Source organism: Acinetobacter sp. HZNU-JH01, assembly GCF_037996845.1.
In the GTDB taxonomy this organism is placed as follows: domain Bacteria; phylum Pseudomonadota; class Gammaproteobacteria; order Pseudomonadales; family Moraxellaceae; genus Acinetobacter; species Acinetobacter haemolyticus.
This window is the reverse complement of the sequence record NZ_JBBMZX010000001.1, coordinates 438,994-458,681: the sequence shown is the minus strand read 5'-3', so window position 1 is coordinate 458,681 and position 19,688 is coordinate 438,994. Positions and strand designations below refer to the sequence as shown.

The following is a 19,688-nucleotide window of genomic DNA, read 5'->3' as shown; positions in this document are numbered from 1 at the left end:
TTATTGTCGCATCATAGAGAAAAAGTTGATAAGTGGCTACACTTAAGCTCTCAAAATCTCAGCTAGTTTTAGATTTTATTGCAAATGAATACACAACGTGAACAATTGATACAAACTTGGTTGCAAGCCACTCTACAATCTGATCAATTTGAGATCAGCTTTTTAGCAGGGGATGCAAGCTTTCGCCGCTATGCGCGAATAAATTTACAAAACAAAACATATATGCTTATGGATGCACCTCCTGAAAAAGAAGATTGTACGCCATTCGTGACAATTGATGAGTTTTTCGATCAGCATGGTGTGCGCGTGCCGCATATTATTGCCAAAGATTTGGAAAATGGCTTTTTATTGTTAGAGGATTTTGGTGATGTAGTTCTATCGACGTTGCTCAATGATGCAACAGTGGATCAATATTATGCGCAGAGTTTTAAACAACTAATCGAATTGCAAAAGATTAATGGTCATGAGTTGTTGCCAGTTTATTCTTATGAAAAATTAATGACAGAAATGCGGTTGTTAACCGATTGGATGTTACCTTCGTTAAAAATTCAACCAACAGAGCAACAGCTTGAAACCATAGAACAAGCATTCGATTTTCTTGCAATTGAAGCTTTAAGTCAGCCGCAAGTGATTGTTCATCGTGATTTTCATAGTCGTAATTTGATGAAAATTGATAATGAACAAGAGCTGGGTGTCATTGATTTTCAAGATGCTGTAATTGGTGCAGATACTTATGATCTAATTTCAATTACACGTGATGCCTATGTTCAATGGAATGCGGCGCGCGTACACGAATGGTTTAATGTGTTTTATGAGTTGTTGCCAGACGCAGCGAAAGTAGATCGTAGTTTTGAGCAATTCAAGCGTGATGCTGATTTGATGGCGATTCAACGTCATTTAAAAATATTGGGCATCTTTGTGCGTTTATATGAGCGTGATGGTAAATCGGGCTATCTAAAGGATTTACCACGGGTAATGTGGTATTTGCTTGAAGAAAGCCAAGGTTATGATGAGTTAAATGACTTTATGCATTTTATACGTGAAACGGTTATGCCAAAGTTCATATTGAAATATGGCGAATACGAGGTTGCTGCTTAATGAAAGCGATGATTCTGGCGGCTGGTCTAGGTAATCGTATGCGACCACTTACATTACATACACCAAAGCCCTTGCTTGAAGTGGGAGGGAAACCGCTCATTGTTTGGCATATTGAAAAATTGCAGAAAGTCGGTGTAAAAGAGATTGTAATCAATACCGCTTGGCTGGGTGAAAAGCTTGTAGCTGCTTTAGGTGATGGAACTCAATTCGGCGTAAATATTTTGTGGTCGCACGAGGGGGAAGGTTTAGAGACAGCAGGTGGTATTATTAATGCTTTACCTTTGCTTGGTGATCAACCATTCATTCTTGTAAATGGTGATGTTTGGACAACAATGGACTTCGCATCATTGCTGGATGTTAAATTAGGGACTAAACAGGCACATTTGGTTTTGGTTGATAATCCACCACAGCATTTAAAGGGTGATTTTATTCTGTCAAACAATATGGCCTATACTTTTGATCAAGAGCAATGTGGTGAAGCGCTAACATATAGTGGCGTTGCGGTGTTAGCACCTCAGATGTTTATCGGCTTAGAGAGTGGTAAGCGTCCATTGGCTCCATTATTGAAAGAAGCGATGTTAGAACAGCAGGTTTCAGCTGAAAAAATGCAAGGAATTTGGGTGGATGTCGGTACTCCTGAGCGTTTGCAGCAGTTAGATCAACAGATACAACAAGGTGCGTTTGCTTAGCGTTAATAGCAAACCCTATTAAAAACTTAATAGTTTGTGCAGTTTATCGTGTTTGTTCATGCTTAACTGCATAATCGTTCAACAAGTCCTACTGTGTCTTGTGACAGAAATAGGTATACTGCACAGCAAATTTATCGAGATGTCGCACTGTTATGCATCCTTTTTTTCAAGAATTAAAGCAAGGAAGTCAAGCCTTAGGTTTAAGTCTAAGCGAAGAAGCCTTAACACTTTTGTTGAAATATCAAGATGCTTTGGTGTTGTGGAATAAGGCATATAATTTAACAGCCATTCGTGAACCCAAAGAAATGTTGGTTAAACATTTATTAGATAGTTTGAGTATCTTAAATGATTTACCTGCTGGGCGTTTACTTGATGTTGGCACAGGTGGTGGCATGCCAGGCATGATCATTGCATTATGTCAACCAGAACGTGACTGTGTACTGCTAGATTCAAATGGGAAAAAGATTCGGTTTTTGAAGCAATTTATTGCAGATTTAAAGCTCAAAAATGTAATTGCAGTGCAAACACGAGTAGAAAGCGAAGATAGTATATCTGAGCTCGGTCATTTCGATGTCATTACAAGTCGTGCCTTTGCATCTCTGACAGATTTTGTGAATGCTGCACAGCCTTATATGCATGATCAAAGCATTATTGCAGCGATGAAAGGTCTCATTCCTGAGGATGAGGTGGAGCAGATGAAGGATGAGTATTCTTGTAAAATCATTGAACTTCGTGTGCCAAGATTAGATGAGCAACGTCATTTACTGTTACTTCAACGTATTCAATAAAAAATATTAAGGGTAGTTATGGCTCAGATTATAGCAATTGCAAACCAAAAAGGTGGTGTAGGGAAAACCACGACAGCGGTAAATCTTGCTGCTTCTTTGGCGATCTTGAAAAAACGTGTCTTGTTAGTCGATATGGACTCCCAAGGGAATGCGACGATGGGGTCTGGCATTCAAAAAAATGATTTACTTTATACAGTGGCAGACGTGCTTTTAGGTGAGGTACCAATCGAGACTGCAATACAAAAAGCTGAAGTCGGTTACAAGGTCTTGGGAGCAAACCGTGAACTTGCTGGCGTTGAGCTTACTATTGCCGAACAGGATGGTCGTGAGTTTATTCTAAAAAACGCGCTGCAAGAAATTGATGCATCATTTGACTATATTATTGTGGATTGTGCTCCGAGTTTAAGTCTGATCACTGTGAATGCTTTGGCTGCCGTAAATGGTGTGATCATTCCAATGCAATGTGAATATTATGCTTTGGAAGGATTGGCTGACTTAACCCAAACAATTGATCGTATACAAAAAGCATTGAATCCAAACTTGGAAATTGTTGGTGTATTACGTACCATGTATGATGCTCGTAATGCGTTGACACGTGATGTATCTGCTGAATTAGACCAATATTTTGGCAAGAAGTTATACGAAACTGTTATCCCCCGAAATATTCGATTGGCTGAAGCACCTGCACATGGTTTGCCTGTCATTTATTTTGAGAAGAGCTCAAAAGGTGCGGTTGCCTATTTGAATTTGGCCGCGGAAATGTTGAAGAAAAGTAAAGTCAAAAAAGGAAGTGCTGTATGAGCATCAAAAAACGCGGATTGGCTAAAGGTCGTGGTTTAGATGCGCTATTAGGTTCAATTCAGAAAGAGAAATTGCAACTTGAAGCACAAGCCTTGGATCATGGTCAACTCAAGCAAATTGATGTGAACTTATTAAAGCGTGGTGAATATCAGCCTCGTCGTTTTATTCAAGAACAAGATTTACAAGAGCTTGCATCATCAATTGAAAAGCATGGAGTGATGCAACCCATCGTTATTCGTCCTGTAGATGATGAACAGTTTCCATATGAAATTATTGCGGGTGAACGTCGTTGGCGTGCTGCACAATTAGCGGGACTAACTGAAATTCCTGCAATTGTTCGCGAACTCAATGATCAGGTAGCGATTGCATTAGCATTAATTGAGAATATTCAACGCCAAGATTTAAATCCGATTGATCAGGCACTTGCATTACAACGTTTTCACGATGAATTTGGATTAAGTCATCAAGAAATTGCAGAGACAGTTGGTAAAGCTCGAACAACAGTAAGTAATTTGTTACGTCTATTAAGTTTGGCTGATCCAATTAAAGATTTCATGCAGCAAGGTCAAATCGATATGGGGCATGCACGTGCGATTTTGAGCTTAAAAGCAAAAGATCAAATGGACGTGGCAAAGATCGTTATTGAAAAGAGTTTATCGGTACGTCAAACTGAACAGTTAGTACGTGAGTGGAATGAACCAAAGCCTGAAAAGGAGAAAGTACAAATTTCTCCAGATATTGAACAATTGACCCAAAAGCTGTCAGAGCGTTTTGGTGCAAATGTGAAAATTGATCATAATCAAAAAGGTAAAGGGAAAATGGTCATTCATTATCACTCATTGGATGAGTTGGATGGGATTTTAAATATTTGTTTACCTAACTGAACTTATAACATTGAGAAACCATCCTTTTATAATTTTTTAAATATTATTGGGGAATGATATGTGGGAACTTGTGAAAGCAGGCGGCTGGTTGATGCTGCCGCTTATTCTCTCATCAATTTTTACGGTTGCAATTATTATCGAGCGTTATATTCGTCTTAAACGCTCACAAGTTTTACCGCAAGCATTGTTGGTTAAAGGTGCCGATGTAGAGAATGTTATCTCGACTCTTGAACAGCCTGAAATAAATCATAGTGCTTTGGGACGAATTCTAAAGGCTGGATATGATCATCAGGATCAGGGGGAGCAGTTTGCTCGTGCTCAAATGGAAGCTACTGCTTCAGAAGAAATAACCCATCTTGAAAAAAACATAAATTTTTTAGGTACTTTAGGAGCAATTGCACCACTACTTGGACTGCTGGGTACTGTTCTTGGGATTATTGAGGCGTTCTTGGTGGTTGATGTTGGGTCGGCTGGTAATGCAAGTATGATGATGCCAGGAATTTCTACGGCTTTGATTACTACAGCTGTGGGGATGTTGATTGCAATTCCAGCAATGATTGCTTACCGTTATTTTCAGCGAGTCGTTCATGAGTACGTGGCTGAGTTAGAACAGCAGTCAACATTGTTTCATGCGACGCTTTTCCATAAAAAGATCCCACATGTTCAAGAACATCGTCGCGCCAGTTGAACGTAGGTGTGATGATGAAATTTAAACGAGCTCAAGTTGATGATATTCATATAAATTTGACACCTATGATCGACTGTATGTTGTTTATTTTGGTGTTTCTACTACTTTCTACCACCTTTAGTCAGCAAAGTCGCATAAACTTGACGTTGCCTGATGCTCAGGGTGTACCACCGAAACAATTCGATCACAAAATTGAAATAATGGTAGACTCAAAAGGGCATTATTCTGTGAACGGTCAAGCGATGGCAAGTAAGGAAGTTGCTGATCTAAGCACAGCGATCAAACAGATTGCACAAGATCGTCGTGATTTTATGTTCGTGATTGCTGCTGATGCCAATGCTGCACATCAAGATGTTATTCGTGTGATGGATGTGGCTGGTCAGCTCGGTTTTGTCAATGTCAACATTAGCACTAAAGTTCCAACAAGAGGTTTCACTGAGTGAGTCAGGATTTTAAGGTCTATTTTCGTCTACTAGCTTATTTAAAATCTTATTGGGGTATCGCCTTATTTGTATTGATTGGTTTTAGTATCAATGCCGCAACAGAGGTCTCTGTTGCAAAGTTGCTTAAATACATTATTGATGCCATTCAAGAAGGTAGCCGAGAAAACCTAAATTGGTTTCCTGCCTTAATCGTATTACTCATGTTCTTTCGTGGTGTAGGCTTATTTCTAGGTGGATACTTTTCGGCAGTTATTTCTCGTCGATTAGTATTCAGTATCCGCCAAGAAGTGTACGCAAAACTACTTAGATTGCCTGCCCAATATTATCTTGATAATAGTGTCGGTTATATCAGTGCTAAATTGATGTATAACGTGGAGCAGTTGACTGCAGCTTCATCGGACTCATTGCAGACTTTAGTAAAAGACGGTTTGATCGTTATTGGATTGTTAAGCTATCTCTTCTATACCAATTGGCGTTTAACACTCTGTATTCTTGTATTCATGCCTGTGATTGGGGTCTTGGTGAGAGTTGCAGCAAAACGCATGCGCAAACTTTCTATTCAAGTGCAAAACACCATGGGTGATGTAAACCATGTGGTTCAAGAAACTATTAATGGTAATTCTGTAGTGAAAAGTTTCACTGGTGAAGCTTTTGAACAACAACGTTTTTATAAATCGTCTGAAGAAAATTTACGTCGCGGTTTAAAAATGGTAATTGTTCAGAATATCAATAGCCCAGTAGTACAGTTGATTTTATCCTGTGCGATGGCGGTCATTCTTTGGTTAGCATTACGCCCACAGGTGTTAGGTGACACATCTGCAGGTGAATTTGTTGCTTATATTACGGCAGCAGGTTTGATTTCAAAGCCAATCAAAAACTTAACTGATATCAATGAGAAATTACAACGTGGTTTAGCAGCTGCACATTCAGTTTTTGAGTTACTAGATTTACCAGAAGAAGAAAATAAGGGGCAATTAAAACCTGCACTCAAAGGCAGTATTCGCTTTGAGCGCGCTAATCTTCAGTACTCTGATGGTACTCATGCGATTAAAGATTTCTCATTGGATATAAAAGCAGGGCAAACGATTGCATTAGTGGGTCGTTCGGGCGCAGGTAAAACGTCGTTAGTGAATATGTTGCCGCGATTCCAAGAGTTGAGTAGTGGTGAAATCTATTTGGATAATATAGCAATTGATCAAATAGAGCTTTTATCACTACGATCTCAAATCGCAATGGTTAATCAACAGGTAGTACTGTTTAACCGTTCGGTACGCGATAATATTGCTTACGGTCAATTACAAAATGCGAGTGATGAACAGGTGATTGCTGCCGCGAAAGCAGCTTATGCACATGAATTTATTATGGCATTACCGCAAGGTTATGACACGGTTCTAGGGGCGCAGGGTTTAAGCCTTTCAGGTGGCCAGCGTCAACGTATCGCGATTGCACGTGCGATACTAAAGGACTCACCAATTTTAATTTTAGATGAAGCGACCAGTGCTTTGGATAATGAGTCTGAATATTTTATTCAGCGTGCGTTTGATGAGGCGATGCAAGGTAGAACAACAATTGTAATCGCACACCGCCTTTCAACTGTTGAGAATGCTGATTTGATCGTTGTCATGGATAAAGGACAAATCATAGAGCAAGGAACTCATGCTGAGTTGTTAGCAAAACACGGGATGTACTATCAACTTCATCAACGTAACTTTGAGGAAGAATAAGTATGTCGATGGCGCAACGCATACAAGATGCTTGGAACCAACAAGCCTCATGGTTAATTGTTTTGCGTCCATTGTCATGGCTCTATCGATTCGGCTTTTGCTTAAATCAAGCTTTGTATACTTTAGGTTTGAAGAAAGTATACAAGGCTCCTATACCAGTGATGGTGATTGGTAATATTACCGTGGGTGGTAGTGGTAAAACACCGCTCTTGATTGAGTTGGTTAAGTATTTGCAGCGACATGGTGTGCGAGTTGGTGTGATTAGTCGAGGGTATGGCGGTCAAGGACCTTTTCCAGCAATTGTTGAGCAATATGCTACACCTTCAAAAGTAGGTGATGAACCTTGTTTGATTGTTCAATCAACTCAGGTACCTATGGCTGTTGGTCCTAATCGTCAAGCTTCTATTGAGTTGCTATTAAAAACAGCTCAGCTGGATTTGGTTATTAGTGATGATGGTTTGCAGCATTGGGCTTTAGCACGTCAAATTGAATGGATCGTTTTAGATCAAAATCGTGGTTTAGGTAATGAAAAATTATTGCCAGAGGGCTATTTGCGCGAACCCAAATCGAGATTGCAAAACAGTACTGTGATTCAACATACTAAAAATGCTGATTCTAAGCTAAATATGCATTTAGGTCTTGGTGACCCATATTTACTGAACTCGGATCTCCAGGCGGATTGGTTTGATCCAAATCAATATTTTAATGCGGTTGTGGGGATTGGTTTTCCACAGCGCTTTTATCAAACGTTGAAAGATTTGGGTGTTCATCATTTTCAAGCGCATGAGTTTCCTGATCATCATGATTACGAAATTATAGATTTAATGTTTGATTCAGATGATGCCATTATTACCACTGAAAAAGATGCGGTAAAATTTAAACAACTATTGGAACAGCATCCAGAGTTTAATACACCTATTTGGGTTGTACCCGTCAAGGCTGTTTTATCATCAGATTGCTACGACTTGTTAAAGCAACAATTGCAACAAGTTGGTATTCAGTTTTCTTAGAGAAAGACCATGAAACATATTGTTATACCTGCGCGTTTTGCCAGCTCACGTTTACCTGCGAAACCACTTTTGTTGATTCATGGTCGTCCAATGATTCTACGAGTAGTCGATCAGGCTAGAAAGGTCGGTGGTTTTGATGATCTATGTGTAGCAACTGACGATCCTCGTATTGCTGAGGTATGTCGTGCTGAAGACGTGGATGTGGTTTTGACGAGCGCTGATCATCCATCTGGTACAGATCGTTTAAGTGAGGTTGCACGTATCAAAGGATGGGCGGAAGACGATATTATTGTGAATGTTCAAGGCGATGAACCTTTACTTCCGGCGCTACTTGTTAAACAAGTGGCACAATTGCTTGTGGATAATCCTCAATGTTCAATGTCAACTTTGTGTGAGCCAATTATTCATTTAGATGAGTTCCAACGCGATAGTATTGTTAAAGTTGTGATGTCGAATCGAAATGAAGCGCTTTATTTTAGCCGAGCAACGATTCCTTATGATCGTGATGGTGCTAAACAAGATGAGGTTAAGCTACATAGTCAAGCCTATCGCCATCTAGGTCTGTATGCATATCGAGTTAAATTATTACAAGAGTATGTAACATGGCCACAAGGTAAATTGGAAGTTCTGGAGAGCTTAGAACAGTTGCGTGTTTTAGAGAATGGTCATCGCATTGCGATTGCTGTAGCTCAAGCTAATCTTCCACCAGGTGTGGATACACAAGTAGATTTGGATCGACTTAATGCAATGCCAATAAGTGCGTTTGAGTAATATGATTGAAGATACGCAAGCAACGATGATCTATCCATGGCATCAGCAAACATGGGAGTTACTCAGTTCTAGGTTTCCTGAAGTTGGACATGGCTTATTGTTTTATGGCAAAAAAGGATGTGCCAAAAATGAGTTCACAGCGCGTTTCGTTGCTTGGATATTATGTTTGAATAAACAAGCTCAAGCTGCTTGCGGTGAGTGTTCGAGTTGCCAATGGTTAAAATCTGATACTCATCCAAACTATGTACATATCACAACGGATGAAGATAATAAAAAGCAAAATGCAAAGATTAAAATAGAAAAAATACGTGATTTATTGCCATTTGTTCAACAAACGGGTGAGGGTTGGCGTGTTGTTGTGATTGAACCAGCAGAAGCACTGAATATTGCTTCTGCAAATGCATTACTAAAGACTTTAGAAGAACCAGGTGAAAAAGTTGTTTTGATTCTGCTTGCTGATCATTATTTGAAATTGCCAGCAACAATTCGTAGTCGGTTACAGCATTTCGCTTTGGATCGATTGGATCAACAAGAGGCTGAGAAATATATACAACAACAAATACCACAAGTTATGCCAAATCAGATTTCATTGCTACTTAATCTGGCGAATGATATGCCGTTGACAGCAATTGAAATTGAAAAAAGTGATTGGCTACAAAAAAGATCTTTTTTTGTCGCTGATTGGCTGAAATTGGTTGCTGAAAAAAATATGCCTTTAAATTATGTTAATAAGTGGTCTAAAGAGTTAAATTTTTCAGAATTCATGACTATGTTTGAATATTTATTAGGGGATTTGATTGCTTTTAAGTTGAAACAACCTTTAAGAAATATTGATTTAGATTTTCAAGAACTAGAAAAACATTATGAGCTTGATGCTTTGTTCAGTATCTATAGTGATTTACAGCAAAAAAAGTTGATGGTTGCGCAGAACGTACAAACGCAATTAGTTATGGATGAGCTTTTTATGCAACTTATGAATATTTAGTTTTAAAACCATCCTGCTTTAAATTGCTTTAGGCGTTTTATGTAAAGATTGTATTTAAATTGTTTCTTGTTCTGTCATCCTAATTAAAAATATATAAAATGTGAGTTACTTCACAATAATATTAAAAAATAAGGTATATAGTGATGAAAATAAGACTATTTGCTGTTTTGTTATCACTTTACACTCTGCCTGTAATTGCTATGGCAGAGCCGAAGTTTGAATCAAATATTAATGGTTCTTCGATTTTGATCAATGCTTCGAATCTTGGGGCACAATCTTATGAGTGTGTTTATAGCTATTCATATAACCATCCTAAACAAAACGAGGGTGCATATCAGTTCAGTGGAAAACTACAGATTGAAGCTGGCGCAAAACAAGTCGCTGTTGTAACACGACATACGAATCAGGCTGTGATCAAACTCAACTTTGATTATAAATGCACACAAAAGTAAATTTAAATCCATCTCATAAAAACCATTCTTTTTGAAAATAGAAGAATGGTTTTTTTATTTTCTGATCTATGAAAATTTTAGCTTATTTGCACTAAAGCTATCTATAAATGGATCATCTTTTAGTTTTTCTTGTCATTTCGTTGAAACAGAGTTTGTTGTTTTGAATATTGTTTTCTATAATCAATTGATAAATTAACTTTAGATTTTTAAATTTGACGGTAAACCAAAGAAACGACGACAAAAATATATAGTGTTTTCTATATGTCTAGGCGTTATCAAGATCATAAACTTTGGTGATTTAGCGATTTAACAGGGGAATGTTATGCGGCAGCAAATGATGGGTGGGATTATACAGGTCAATATTCCAGATAAAGCGACTTTACAATCAAGTTATATGCCTTTTGTGGTGGGCGGTGGACTATTTGTTCCGACTAAACAAGCAGTTTCTATGGGACAAGAAGTATTTATTTTAGCAACCTTACCAGAGCAGGCGCAAAAGATTCCGCTTACAGGTAAAGTGATTTGGATTTCACATAAGCAAACACATTTTAAACCACAAGGCTTTGCGATCCAGTTGGTTGGAGAAAAAGGCGTGTATTACAAGAACGAAGCAGAAAGAATATTGGCAGGCTCAAAAGCTTTAGAACGACCAAGTTATACGATGTAAATAAAGAGTAGGAAGAAAGCGTGTTCGTTGATACACATTGTCATTTAACCATGTTGGATCTCAGTCCTTATGATGGAGATTTAGATCAAGCATTAGCACAAGCTCGAATTGCTGGTGTTTCAAAGTTTATGGGAATTTCAGTTGATCTTGATGATCATGTGAAATTGGCTGAAATAGCTGCTCGTCATGATGATGTTGGATATACAGTAGGAATACATCCTTGTGAGGATGAACATATCATGGCGCGCGCTACAACGGATTATTTAGTTGAATTGGCGCAGTCTGATAAGGTTTGGGCATTAGGTGAAACGGGCTTAGATTACTATCACAGCCAAGATTTCATCGCAGAGCAAAAGCGGTGTTTTGCACGCCATATTCAAGCATCAAAAATAGTAAAAAAACCTGTAGTTGTGCATACACGTTCGGCCAAATATGATACCGTCGATATTATTCGTGCGGAACAATCAACCCATGGGATTTTGCATTGTTTTACTGAAGATTGGGAAACTGCAAAAGCTGTTCTAGATTGTGGATACTATATTTCTTTCTCAGGCATTATTTCTTTTAAAAATGCTCAAGATCTTCGTGACGTTGCAAAGCAAGTACCGATTGATCGAGTGCTTATCGAAACAGACAGTCCTTATTTGGCTCCTGTACCTTATCGTGGTAAAACCAACGAACCTAAATACGTTCCTTATGTAGCCAAAGCTCTGGCAGATGTATATCATAAATCAGTTGAAGAAATGGGTCTGATTACGACTCAAAATTTTGAAAATCTTTTGAAATTTAAATAAACGGTTTATGTTGTATTAGGAAAGAGAGTTATCACGTGAAAATGGATCGTCAAGCTCAATTTAGGGCAAGAGAAGTATTAATTTTTCAAATCGCTGAGCAACTCCTATTAGAAAATGGTGAAGCGGGCATGACCCTTGATGCCTTAGCGGCAGAATTGGATCTAGCAAAAGGTACTTTATATAAGCACTTTCAAAGCAAAGATGAATTATATATGTTGCTGATTATTCGCAACGAAAGAATGTTGCTTGAGATGATTCAAGATACGGAGAAGGGATTTCCTGAGCATTTAGCTTTTTTCATGTTACATCATTTACATCACCCTGAACGTACCGCTTTATTTCATCAAATTGAAGAGCGCCTATCGACAACGGCTCAAGGTATTCAACTGTTATTTAGCGAGCTTTATAAAATTCGACGTCAGCGTTTGCGGATTATTATTCGTATGACGGAAAGTTATTTAGCTGATATAAATAGCACAATGACCACGCGTGACTATCTTGCTTCTATTTGGTCTTTAACTTATGGAGCTGCCGTGATACTAAATTCGAGTTTCTATCAACGTTATCTTGGATCAAGAGATACATTGCGAGTCGCTTATATCGAACAGGCATTAGCGATGCCGAAACTTCCTGAATACAGTGCATAAGTTGATCAGCAACGATGAGCTATCAATCTTTTAGTCGAGAAAAAAGTGCTAAAGCTTCTTGTATTGCGGAGCGGCCGAGCAGTGCTCGACTTAATCGCTCCTCAGGATTTACGTTGATTGAGATTATGGTTGTCATCGTTATTATGACGACTATGACATCATTGGTTGTACTGAATATTGGTGGAGTTGACCAACGTCGAGCAATGCAAGCAAGAGAAATGTTTATTCTTGATTTAAAGAAAATCAATAAAGAGTCAACAGATCAAGCCAAGGTATTTGCTCTGAATGTACAAAATGCTACAGATGTCGCGCCCTTAAGTTATAGTTTGTTCGAATATCATGATCAGAGCTTTGAGCGAGTGCGACAAGCAGATCGTATATGGCAACCATATACAGAATTTAAACCTCGTCAATTACCAAGTAATGTCTCATTTAGTGTGCAAAGTTTAAATAATGAAAATTACCCTCGTGCGCAGAATGATGATTTATTGGGTGGCCAAGCACCACAGTTAATTTGGTTTGGAAATGGTGAAGTGAGACCTGTTCGAATCCAATTTTACTATGCTCAACAGCCGATTGGACATGAATTAGAATTGGATCACTTGGGGAAGGTTAATGAAAATTAAGTCTTTATCAGGTCTTCCAGAAAATGCTTCTTGTCTTGTGAAAGAACAGAAACCTCGCATCTCAAGCATAGCTTTCGATCTTGCGACACGACCGAGCGTTGCTCGATTTAATCGTGTCTCAGGATTTACCCTGCTTGAAGTGATGGTGGCTTTGGCAATTTTTGCAGTGGCTGCAATCGCGCTAACAAAAATAGCCATGCAATATACGCAAGCAACCTCAAATGCAATTTTACGTACTAAGGCTCAATTTGTTGCAATGAATGAGGTTGCAATGATGGAGATTAACAAAGAGTGGTTGGATGGAACCCAATCCAAACAAATCACTTCACAAGGTGAAACATGGCAAATTGATAAAAAAGCACAAGCAACGATTAGCCCCAAAGTTCAGCGGATCGAATTACAAGTGAGTTTATTTAACGTTGATCAAGACAAAGTTGAAGCGGGTGTTGGTCATCTAGTGTTTTTCAATCATCAGACTGAAAGTTAAATCATATGAATAATAAAAACAATAATATGCAAATCTCAAAGTTTCACTTTGTTAATCCTCACACTCAAAGCCTAGCTTTTCGTCTTGCGGAGCGGTCGAGCAGTGCTCGGCTTAATCGTGATCACTCCGAACATAGTTCGTCATCTTGCGCTCGGACAAAGTTTCACTTTGTTAATCCTCGCTCAGGATTTACGTTGGTTGAGTTGCTGGTTGCAATTGCAATTTTTGCAGTTCTTTCTATGTTAGGTTGGAAAGTATTTGATTATTTGTTAAAAGTGAAAGATCGAAATGCTGAACATGAAGTGAATTTGTTTGCATTACAAGACGCTTATCAGCAGATCTTGCGAGATAGTTTGCAGATCATCCCTTTAACAGCAAATGATGGAAGGCAATTGCAAGCTGCATTGGTACTTAATGATCAGGTTTTTATGTTCAGTAAAGCTGGTGTTTCTGATCCGCTTAAGCAAGGGCTGTCGCCATACGAGCGCATCGAATATCGTTTTGATGAGTCTCAAAAAAGACTATATCGATTGAAATACACAAATCTAAATATTCCAAATCGTGTGCAGCCGATGTCAAGTGTATTGTTGGATAATGTTGAGCGCTTTAAAGTATCAGTTTTCAATCCACAGGAGTTAATGCAGTGGCCTGAAAATAATGTAGATCCAGAAAACACGGCTGAATTAAGAAAGCTACCATTAGGATTGAAAATTCAATTGACTGTTGCTGGTACAGATTATGAGTGGATCTATCGTCTGATCGATCGTAGTCAGGATAGTCAATGATATGAGAAATATAAGATCACAACATGGCGTTGCTTTATTGACTATCCTTGTTATGGTTGCTTTAGCAACAATTCTCGCCGCAACAATTGCAAAACGCCAAAGTAATAGTGCTGAAAATACAGGCTATTTAATGCGACAGAATCAATCTTTGCTCTATGCGAAAAGTGCGGAGGCATTTTTTGCTGAGTTATTGATTCAGGATAATGAAAGTGGCAAAAATATTGATCATTTACAAGAAAGTTGGGCGAAACCAATGCCTGCATTTCCTGTAGAGGATGGATATGTTTCGGGTCGTTTAGTTGATGAGTCTGGAAAGTTTAATCTCAATAATTTACTTAAAAGTGACGGTAGTGTTGATGATTCTGCTCGCCGATGGTTTGAGAGATTGTTGCAACGCGTTGGATTGCCAGCAGAATTAAGTCAAGCGGTAATTGACTGGCAGGATAGTGATGATGAGCCAACAGGTGCTATGGGGGCTGAAAGTAATTATTATCAAGGTTTAGAGCCAGCTTATTTAACACCAAATACCAAATTTCACAGTATTGAAGAGTTAAAATTAGTCCGCGGCTTTGAAGGAAAGAATTATGACTTAATCAAAAACTATATTTCTGCCTTACCTGAACCAACAAAAGTGAATATCAATACAGCACCAGCATTGTTGCTTGCGAGTATTGATCCTAGAGTTGACGTAAATACGGTTGATCAAGAATTAAAAGCAAAACAGGCAAATTTAACGTATTTTTCTAGTCTTGATGATTTATGGAAAATAAATGCATTTTCTGGGATAGAAGAACAGAATAAAACGGATGCAGCGGCGTGGTTGGATACTAAATCAGATTACTTTACAGCGTTGATTGAGGTTGTTTTGAGTGAGCGAAAACGTCAATTTACCAGTGCTATATATAGGAAAGATAAGCAGGTTACGGTTTACGCTCGAAGTTTAGCACCTTTTCGTACGGGCCATGGATTGAATAATTGAATAGTCACAAATTTTAAATTCGATCCCAATGCTTGTTTTTTTGTTTTATAATAAACTTCGTTTGCAGAAAAGATTCGCTTGGTGCATGTTAATTCGTAAATTATTTAAGTTTGAAAACGCTCATATTGTACGGAACTGTACATCAGATCGCTGTAAGCGTTCTATTCATGGTCATAGCTATAAAGTTGAGTTGCTGCTAAAAGCATCGAAGCTGGATCATGGGCAAATGGTTTATGATTTTGGCTTGTTGAAAGGCGTGATTAAAGAGCTGTTTGATAGCTTTGATCATGCAATTTGCTATTGGCAAAAAGATGATCCAGCTTATATTGATGCATGTAAAACGTTTAGTGCACGATGGATCGCATTGCCTGTTTCGCCTTCAGCAGAGCAGTTTTCTCGTATTTTCTTCTATCTCGCTCAACAAGTGTTGAATTCAACAATTACTCAAAACGGTGAGGGTGATGTTGAAGTTTACTCGGTCATTGTTCACGAAACAGATACGGGTTATGCACAAAGTTTTCAAGAAGATATTGATAATGAGCAAATGGGTGCATTGAGCTTGGAGCAAATTATTTTTTCCGAGCAAGTTCAAGCTGAATGGAGTGATCCAAATCTGTATAAAAACTTGAAACAAGGGTTAAAATTTCAAAACCCAAATGTAGAATTACAAGTTAATATTTAATCTGTACATTTCATTCGTGAGAGTGGAGTAATTTCAAGGAAAGTTGATGCAATTTACTGAACAACAGCAGGACAAGTTAAGTAAAGTTCAGTTGGATGAGTCGTGGAAAATTTCTTTATCTGACTTTCTTCTTAGTCAGAAAATGGATAATTTGCGTGAGTTTTTGCAGCAGCAAAAAAATGCTGAAAAAATAATTTATCCGCCGAGTAAGCAGATTTTTAATGCATTGAATACAACACCTTTAAATGCAGTTAAAGTTGTAATTTTGGGTCAGGATCCTTATCACGGTCCAAATCAAGCAAATGGTTTAAGCTTTTCGGTGCAGAGAGGGGTTGCATTACCACCATCTTTGCGTAATATTTTTCATGAATTATCTACTGATTTGGCAATACCCATTTCTCGTCATGGTGATTTGAGTAAATGGGCAGAGCAAGGTGTTTTGCTTTTAAACAGTGTACTTACTGTTGAGGCTGGTCAGCCCACATCACATCAAAAGCAAGGTTGGGAAGAATTTACCGATGCAGTGATTGATGTGTTAAACGAACAACGAGAACATGTTGTTTTCATTTTGTGGGGGGCTTATGCACAACGCAAAGGGCAACGTATTGATCGTAATAGGCATCTTGTTTTGAGTGCAGCTCATCCATCACCATTAGCAGCAAACCGTGGTGGTTTTTTTGGTTGCAAAGTATTTTCTAAAAGTAATCATTATTTGAAACAACATGGCATTGAGCCTATAGACTGGCAATTGGACGCATAATGACTTCTCCCGATTTGAATAGCTATCATCCTGATTTGATTATTGAGCAAGAAAAGAATGGTTGGCGAGTAATTCGTTTAAACCGCCCAAAATCATTGCATGCATTAGATGAATCTATTGTTAGTGCACTACTTAAGGTTTTTGAGCATTTTCATGAAGATGAAAGTGTTAAAGCAATTTGGCTAGATTCAACAACCCCTAAAGCATTTTGTGCAGGCGGCGATGTACGTAAGCTCCGTCAGCTTGTCATTAACAATGAAGTTGATGCCGCAAATCGTTTCTTTGAACAAGAGTATGCCTTAGATTTACTGTTACATAACTATGCTAAACCAATCGTGGTTTGGGGTGAGGGTTATGTGATGGGTGGTGGACTCGGTTTATTTATGGCTGCGCCATTTCGCTTAGTTACACCTTATTCTCGCCTTGCGATGCCAGAAATCAATATTGGATTATACCCAGATGTGGGTGGAAGTCGTTTCTTGGCAGATCGCGGTCAAATTGGTTTATTCACGGGACTGACAGGGTCGATTATGACAGCTGCAGGTGCATTTAGTATTGGTTGGGCAACTCATATTTGTGAAGCTCAGCGAGATAATGTCTTGCAGAAAGTTTTAAATGTCGATTGGAACCACTATCCTGCGGGTGCTTTTCGTGCCATTGATGACACATTAAATAGTCTGCATCGTCCAGTTGCGGCAGGTCCATTGCAAAACTCTATTGATGTTATACACAGCGTTTGTCGTGGCCAAAACTTTGAGTTTGATTATCAGGCCATCATTGGATTGAGTGAAGCGAGCAGTGATTGGTTGCGTCAGGCGAGTGAGAATTTGCAAAAAGGTTCTCCAAGCACGGCGGCTATTACTTGGTTACTTTGGCAGTGGGGCAAACAAGGACATGCTTGGGATGAAGTGTTTGCATTAGAGGCCCAAATTTCTGATTGGAAAATTCGCCATCCAGATTTTGTTGAAGGTGTGCGTGCGCGTTTAGTGGATAAAGATCTATCGCCTGAATGGAAAGCAACTGAAAAAATTACATTAAAAGATATTTTGTCGGATTGTCCACCTATAACTACGATTGATAGTTGGAATGTATTGTTAAGACAATACGGCATCATTGCATAAGGCGATGAGTAATCCAGATACTTTTGATGACGAATATTGGATGCAGTTTGCTTACGAGCAAGCTGCATTAGCTGCAGAACAAGGTGAAATACCTGTTGGTGCTGTTATTGTAAGTCAGTCGAAAATTATTGGGGCAGGTTACAACGCGCCAATCTTGCTTTCAGACCCAAGTGCACATGCTGAAATTCAAGCATTGCGCATGGCTTGTCAGAGCATTCAAAACTATCGTTTGCCCGAAGATGCAACGCTTTATGTAACGCTTGAACCTTGTACTATGTGTGTAGGTGCTTTGATTCATGCGCGTATTCAACGTGTTGTATTTGCAACGCCTGAACCTAAAGCAGGTTCGCTGGTGAGTGCTCGTCAGTTACTTGATAGTGGTTATTACAATCACAAATTTGTCTTTGAACATGGGTGTATGCAAGCAAAATGTTCCGCTCAACTCAGTGATTTCTTTAAACAAAGACGTAATCAAAAGAAACAGATCCGTTTATCTAAAACGTCCTCAAATGATTAAAAATCTGCGATGAGTTATGGCAGACTAGCCGCTCCTATGATTTTGGTTTAATCAAAAAGGCGAAACTATGCGTAATGCGATCACCATAAAAAAAGAATTCAATGCACCGATCTCCGAAGTTTTTGATCTGTTGTCAAAACATGCAACATACAATAAGGCATTTGCACCTTTGCAAGTTGTACGCGTTAAGGACTCTACTGATCCACAGCGCCCAGATGGAGTCGGTTCTATTCGACGTATGGGATTTGGGCCGATTAAGCCACTTCAAGAAGAAATAACTTTGTTGGAAGAAAATAAGCGTATCGAATATAAGCTAATTAATAACCCTTTAGTTAAGCACCATTTGGGACAAATTGATTTTAGAGAGATTACGCCTTATATCACTTTAGTAACTTATAAGATTGAATTTACAGCAAAAGCACCGCTTGTAAGTAAATTAATTCTTGCACAACTCAAAGCAGCGATTACACTAGGTTTTTCAAAGTTAGCGAAGTCGGTTGCTTCATAAGAGATGGTAATGACAGTTCATATTATTACGATAGATGGTCCAAGCGGTTCAGGTAAAGGAACATTGGCAGCAAAAATAGCAGCGCATTACGGTTTCAATTTGTTAGATTCTGGTGCGTTATATCGTTTACTTGGACTGTCATTGTTTCAACGCGGATTATTAGATCAAATTGATTCAGAATTGGAGCAATGTATTGAATGTGCAACTCATCTCGACATTGAGTTTAAATCATCAGCCTCTGTAACACTTATCTATTTAGATGGTGTAGATGTGACCAATATAATCAGAACAGAACAAGTTGGTGAATACGCATCAAAGGTTGCGACTGTACCAGAGTTGAGAAAAGCATTATTTGAACGCCAACGTGCTTTTATCCAAGTACCGGGTTTAGTGGCCGATGGTCGTGACATGGCGACATCAATATTTCCTGAAGCGCAAGCTAAAATCTATCTAACTGCATCTGCTGAGTCCCGTGCCGAACGTCGGGTAAAACAGTTGCAGGGTATGGGTCTTGATGCTAAAATAAACGACATTTTATCTAATATACAGGCTAGAGATAAACGAGATATGGAACGTGCTGTTGCGCCATTAAAGCCAGCAGGCGACGCATATATCATTGATAGTTCTAATATTGGCATCAATGAAGTCTTCCAATTAATGGTTGACTATATCGATAGCCGTATTCAATAGATAAACCATTTTATTTTCAGTTGAAGCATTGCTTGATCAGATTTTTTGGACAATGTAACAACTTAACTAAACCGGCCTTGTCTGATCCAAGA

General features: G+C 38.7%; 24 protein-coding genes and 1 pseudogene. All 25 read left to right on the top strand.

The window, feature by feature from the left end; genetic code table 11:
• Positions 1-84: 84 nt before the first annotated feature.
• The 25 genes and pseudogenes from AAC851_RS02270 to cmk all read left to right on the top strand — a co-directional run bounded on the left by AAC851_RS02270 (position 85) and on the right by cmk (position 19,596).
• Positions 85-1,098 carry an aminoglycoside phosphotransferase family protein gene (locus AAC851_RS02270; protein ID WP_325771451.1) on the top strand — a complete coding sequence of 338 codons (1,014 nt, stop codon included), beginning with the start codon at positions 85-87 and terminating at the stop codon, positions 1,096-1,098.
• Complete coding sequence (gene murU, locus AAC851_RS02265) at positions 1,098-1,787, top strand: N-acetylmuramate alpha-1-phosphate uridylyltransferase MurU (RefSeq protein ID WP_005090351.1); 690 nt, start codon at positions 1,098-1,100, stop codon at positions 1,785-1,787. The genes AAC851_RS02270 and murU overlap by 1 nt, the downstream gene beginning before the upstream one ends.
• A gap of 152 nt (positions 1,788-1,939) precedes the next feature.
• On the top strand, positions 1,940-2,575 hold the full coding sequence (rsmG, locus tag AAC851_RS02260; protein WP_004639317.1) for a 16S rRNA (guanine(527)-N(7))-methyltransferase RsmG: 636 nt from the start codon (positions 1,940-1,942) through the stop codon (positions 2,573-2,575).
• 18 nt (positions 2,576-2,593) lie between these two features.
• On the top strand, positions 2,594-3,376 hold the full coding sequence (locus AAC851_RS02255; protein WP_004639316.1) for a ParA family protein: 783 nt from the start codon (positions 2,594-2,596) through the stop codon (positions 3,374-3,376).
• Positions 3,373-4,260: a ParB/RepB/Spo0J family partition protein gene (locus AAC851_RS02250; protein WP_005080444.1), complete on the top strand. Its 888-nt coding sequence runs from the start codon at positions 3,373-3,375 to the stop codon at positions 4,258-4,260. Before AAC851_RS02255 ends, AAC851_RS02250 begins: the two co-directional genes overlap by 4 nt.
• A gap of 58 nt (positions 4,261-4,318) precedes the next feature.
• On the top strand, positions 4,319-4,948 hold the full coding sequence (locus AAC851_RS02245; RefSeq protein WP_340600432.1) for a MotA/TolQ/ExbB proton channel family protein: 630 nt from the start codon (positions 4,319-4,321) through the stop codon (positions 4,946-4,948).
• A 14-nt stretch (positions 4,949-4,962) separates the two neighbouring features.
• The gene (locus AAC851_RS02240) at positions 4,963-5,391 is read left to right on the top strand and encodes an ExbD/TolR family protein (protein ID WP_005080448.1); all 429 of its coding nucleotides are present in this window, start codon (positions 4,963-4,965) and stop codon (positions 5,389-5,391) included.
• Positions 5,388-7,115 (top strand): lipid A export permease/ATP-binding protein MsbA, encoded by a 1,728-nt coding sequence (msbA, locus tag AAC851_RS02235; RefSeq protein WP_005090356.1) that lies wholly within the window; start codon positions 5,388-5,390, stop codon positions 7,113-7,115. The genes AAC851_RS02240 and msbA overlap by 4 nt, the downstream gene beginning before the upstream one ends.
• Positions 7,116-7,117: 2 nt before the next feature.
• Positions 7,118-8,125 (top strand): tetraacyldisaccharide 4'-kinase, encoded by a 1,008-nt coding sequence (gene lpxK / locus AAC851_RS02230; protein ID WP_340600431.1) that lies wholly within the window; start codon positions 7,118-7,120, stop codon positions 8,123-8,125.
• Positions 8,126-8,134: 9 nt separating this feature from the next.
• Positions 8,135-8,896, top strand: a complete 762-nt coding sequence (kdsB, locus tag AAC851_RS02225; RefSeq protein ID WP_005080453.1) for a 3-deoxy-manno-octulosonate cytidylyltransferase — start codon at positions 8,135-8,137, stop codon at positions 8,894-8,896.
• Between the two features lies 1 nt (position 8,897).
• Entirely contained in the window at positions 8,898-9,881 is a 984-nt protein-coding gene (locus AAC851_RS02220; protein WP_445290548.1) for a DNA polymerase III subunit delta', read from the top strand.
• A 143-nt stretch (positions 9,882-10,024) separates the two neighbouring features.
• Positions 10,025-10,333, top strand: a complete 309-nt coding sequence (locus AAC851_RS02215; RefSeq protein WP_340600430.1) for a hypothetical protein — start codon at positions 10,025-10,027, stop codon at positions 10,331-10,333.
• 322 nt (positions 10,334-10,655) lie between these two features.
• Entirely contained in the window at positions 10,656-11,000 is a 345-nt protein-coding gene (locus AAC851_RS02210; protein ID WP_340600429.1) for a PilZ domain-containing protein, read from the top strand.
• Positions 11,001-11,020: 20 nt separating this feature from the next.
• Complete coding sequence (locus tag AAC851_RS02205; RefSeq protein ID WP_340600428.1) at positions 11,021-11,794, top strand: TatD family hydrolase; 774 nt, start codon at positions 11,021-11,023, stop codon at positions 11,792-11,794.
• A gap of 41 nt (positions 11,795-11,835) precedes the next feature.
• A complete protein-coding gene (locus tag AAC851_RS02200) occupies positions 11,836-12,441 on the top strand; it encodes a TetR/AcrR family transcriptional regulator (protein WP_017394545.1) in 606 nt (201 codons plus the stop codon).
• A 14-nt stretch (positions 12,442-12,455) separates the two neighbouring features.
• Positions 12,456-13,067, top strand: coding sequence for a prepilin-type N-terminal cleavage/methylation domain-containing protein (locus tag AAC851_RS02195; protein ID WP_340600427.1), 612 nt, complete (start codon positions 12,456-12,458; stop codon positions 13,065-13,067).
• A 64-nt stretch (positions 13,068-13,131) separates the two neighbouring features.
• Positions 13,132-13,554: pseudogene (gene gspI / locus AAC851_RS02190) on the top strand (type II secretion system minor pseudopilin GspI); the annotation flags it as partial.
• A 5-nt stretch (positions 13,555-13,559) separates the two neighbouring features.
• Positions 13,560-14,339, top strand: coding sequence for a type II secretion system minor pseudopilin GspJ (gspJ, locus tag AAC851_RS02185; RefSeq protein ID WP_340600426.1), 780 nt, complete (start codon positions 13,560-13,562; stop codon positions 14,337-14,339).
• Between the two features lies 1 nt (position 14,340).
• On the top strand, positions 14,341-15,318 hold the full coding sequence (gene gspK / locus AAC851_RS02180; protein WP_005080465.1) for a type II secretion system minor pseudopilin GspK: 978 nt from the start codon (positions 14,341-14,343) through the stop codon (positions 15,316-15,318).
• 85 nt (positions 15,319-15,403) lie between these two features.
• Positions 15,404-16,000: a 6-pyruvoyl trahydropterin synthase family protein gene (locus tag AAC851_RS02175; RefSeq protein ID WP_017394547.1), complete on the top strand. Its 597-nt coding sequence runs from the start codon at positions 15,404-15,406 to the stop codon at positions 15,998-16,000.
• 46 nt (positions 16,001-16,046) lie between these two features.
• Complete coding sequence (gene ung / locus AAC851_RS02170) at positions 16,047-16,760, top strand: uracil-DNA glycosylase (RefSeq protein ID WP_005080468.1); 714 nt, start codon at positions 16,047-16,049, stop codon at positions 16,758-16,760.
• The gene (locus AAC851_RS02165) at positions 16,757-17,881 is read left to right on the top strand and encodes an enoyl-CoA hydratase/isomerase family protein (RefSeq protein WP_340601030.1); all 1,125 of its coding nucleotides are present in this window, start codon (positions 16,757-16,759) and stop codon (positions 17,879-17,881) included. Before ung ends, AAC851_RS02165 begins: the two co-directional genes overlap by 4 nt.
• A gap of 4 nt (positions 17,882-17,885) precedes the next feature.
• Positions 17,886-18,398, top strand: a complete 513-nt coding sequence (gene tadA / locus AAC851_RS02160; protein WP_005080470.1) for a tRNA adenosine(34) deaminase TadA — start codon at positions 17,886-17,888, stop codon at positions 18,396-18,398.
• Positions 18,399-18,465: 67 nt separating this feature from the next.
• On the top strand, positions 18,466-18,906 hold the full coding sequence (locus tag AAC851_RS02155; RefSeq protein WP_004639295.1) for an SRPBCC family protein: 441 nt from the start codon (positions 18,466-18,468) through the stop codon (positions 18,904-18,906).
• Between the two features lie 9 nt (positions 18,907-18,915).
• On the top strand, positions 18,916-19,596 hold the full coding sequence (gene cmk / locus AAC851_RS02150; RefSeq protein WP_125501715.1) for a (d)CMP kinase: 681 nt from the start codon (positions 18,916-18,918) through the stop codon (positions 19,594-19,596).
• The last annotated feature ends 92 nt before the right edge of the window (positions 19,597-19,688 follow it).

Excerpts from the sequence above, each read along its gene's own strand:
- AAC851_RS02270 (WP_325771451.1), top strand. The coding sequence starts at position 85 with ATGAATACACAACGTGAACAATTGATACAAACTTGGTTGCAAGCCACT.
- murU (WP_005090351.1), top strand. The coding sequence starts at position 1,098 with ATGAAAGCGATGATTCTGGCGGCTGGTCTAGGTAATCGTATGCGACCA.
- rsmG (WP_004639317.1), top strand. The coding sequence starts at position 1,940 with ATGCATCCTTTTTTTCAAGAATTAAAGCAAGGAAGTCAAGCCTTAGGT.
- AAC851_RS02255 (WP_004639316.1), top strand. The coding sequence starts at position 2,594 with ATGGCTCAGATTATAGCAATTGCAAACCAAAAAGGTGGTGTAGGGAAA.
- AAC851_RS02250 (WP_005080444.1), top strand. The coding sequence starts at position 3,373 with ATGAGCATCAAAAAACGCGGATTGGCTAAAGGTCGTGGTTTAGATGCG.
- AAC851_RS02245 (WP_340600432.1), top strand. The coding sequence starts at position 4,319 with ATGTGGGAACTTGTGAAAGCAGGCGGCTGGTTGATGCTGCCGCTTATT.
- AAC851_RS02240 (WP_005080448.1), top strand. The coding sequence starts at position 4,963 with ATGAAATTTAAACGAGCTCAAGTTGATGATATTCATATAAATTTGACA.
- lpxK (WP_340600431.1), top strand. The coding sequence starts at position 7,118 with ATGTCGATGGCGCAACGCATACAAGATGCTTGGAACCAACAAGCCTCA.
- kdsB (WP_005080453.1), top strand. The coding sequence starts at position 8,135 with ATGAAACATATTGTTATACCTGCGCGTTTTGCCAGCTCACGTTTACCT.
- AAC851_RS02220 (WP_445290548.1), top strand. The coding sequence starts at position 8,898 with ATGATTGAAGATACGCAAGCAACGATGATCTATCCATGGCATCAGCAA.
- AAC851_RS02215 (WP_340600430.1), top strand. The coding sequence starts at position 10,025 with ATGAAAATAAGACTATTTGCTGTTTTGTTATCACTTTACACTCTGCCT.
- AAC851_RS02210 (WP_340600429.1), top strand. The coding sequence starts at position 10,656 with ATGCGGCAGCAAATGATGGGTGGGATTATACAGGTCAATATTCCAGAT.
- AAC851_RS02200 (WP_017394545.1), top strand. The coding sequence starts at position 11,836 with ATGGATCGTCAAGCTCAATTTAGGGCAAGAGAAGTATTAATTTTTCAA.
- AAC851_RS02195 (WP_340600427.1), top strand. The coding sequence starts at position 12,456 with ATGAGCTATCAATCTTTTAGTCGAGAAAAAAGTGCTAAAGCTTCTTGT.
- gspJ (WP_340600426.1), top strand. The coding sequence starts at position 13,560 with ATGAATAATAAAAACAATAATATGCAAATCTCAAAGTTTCACTTTGTT.
- gspK (WP_005080465.1), top strand. The coding sequence starts at position 14,341 with ATGAGAAATATAAGATCACAACATGGCGTTGCTTTATTGACTATCCTT.
- AAC851_RS02175 (WP_017394547.1), top strand. The coding sequence starts at position 15,404 with ATGTTAATTCGTAAATTATTTAAGTTTGAAAACGCTCATATTGTACGG.
- ung (WP_005080468.1), top strand. The coding sequence starts at position 16,047 with ATGCAATTTACTGAACAACAGCAGGACAAGTTAAGTAAAGTTCAGTTG.
- tadA (WP_005080470.1), top strand. The coding sequence starts at position 17,886 with ATGAGTAATCCAGATACTTTTGATGACGAATATTGGATGCAGTTTGCT.
- AAC851_RS02155 (WP_004639295.1), top strand. The coding sequence starts at position 18,466 with ATGCGTAATGCGATCACCATAAAAAAAGAATTCAATGCACCGATCTCC.
- cmk (WP_125501715.1), top strand. The coding sequence starts at position 18,916 with ATGACAGTTCATATTATTACGATAGATGGTCCAAGCGGTTCAGGTAAA.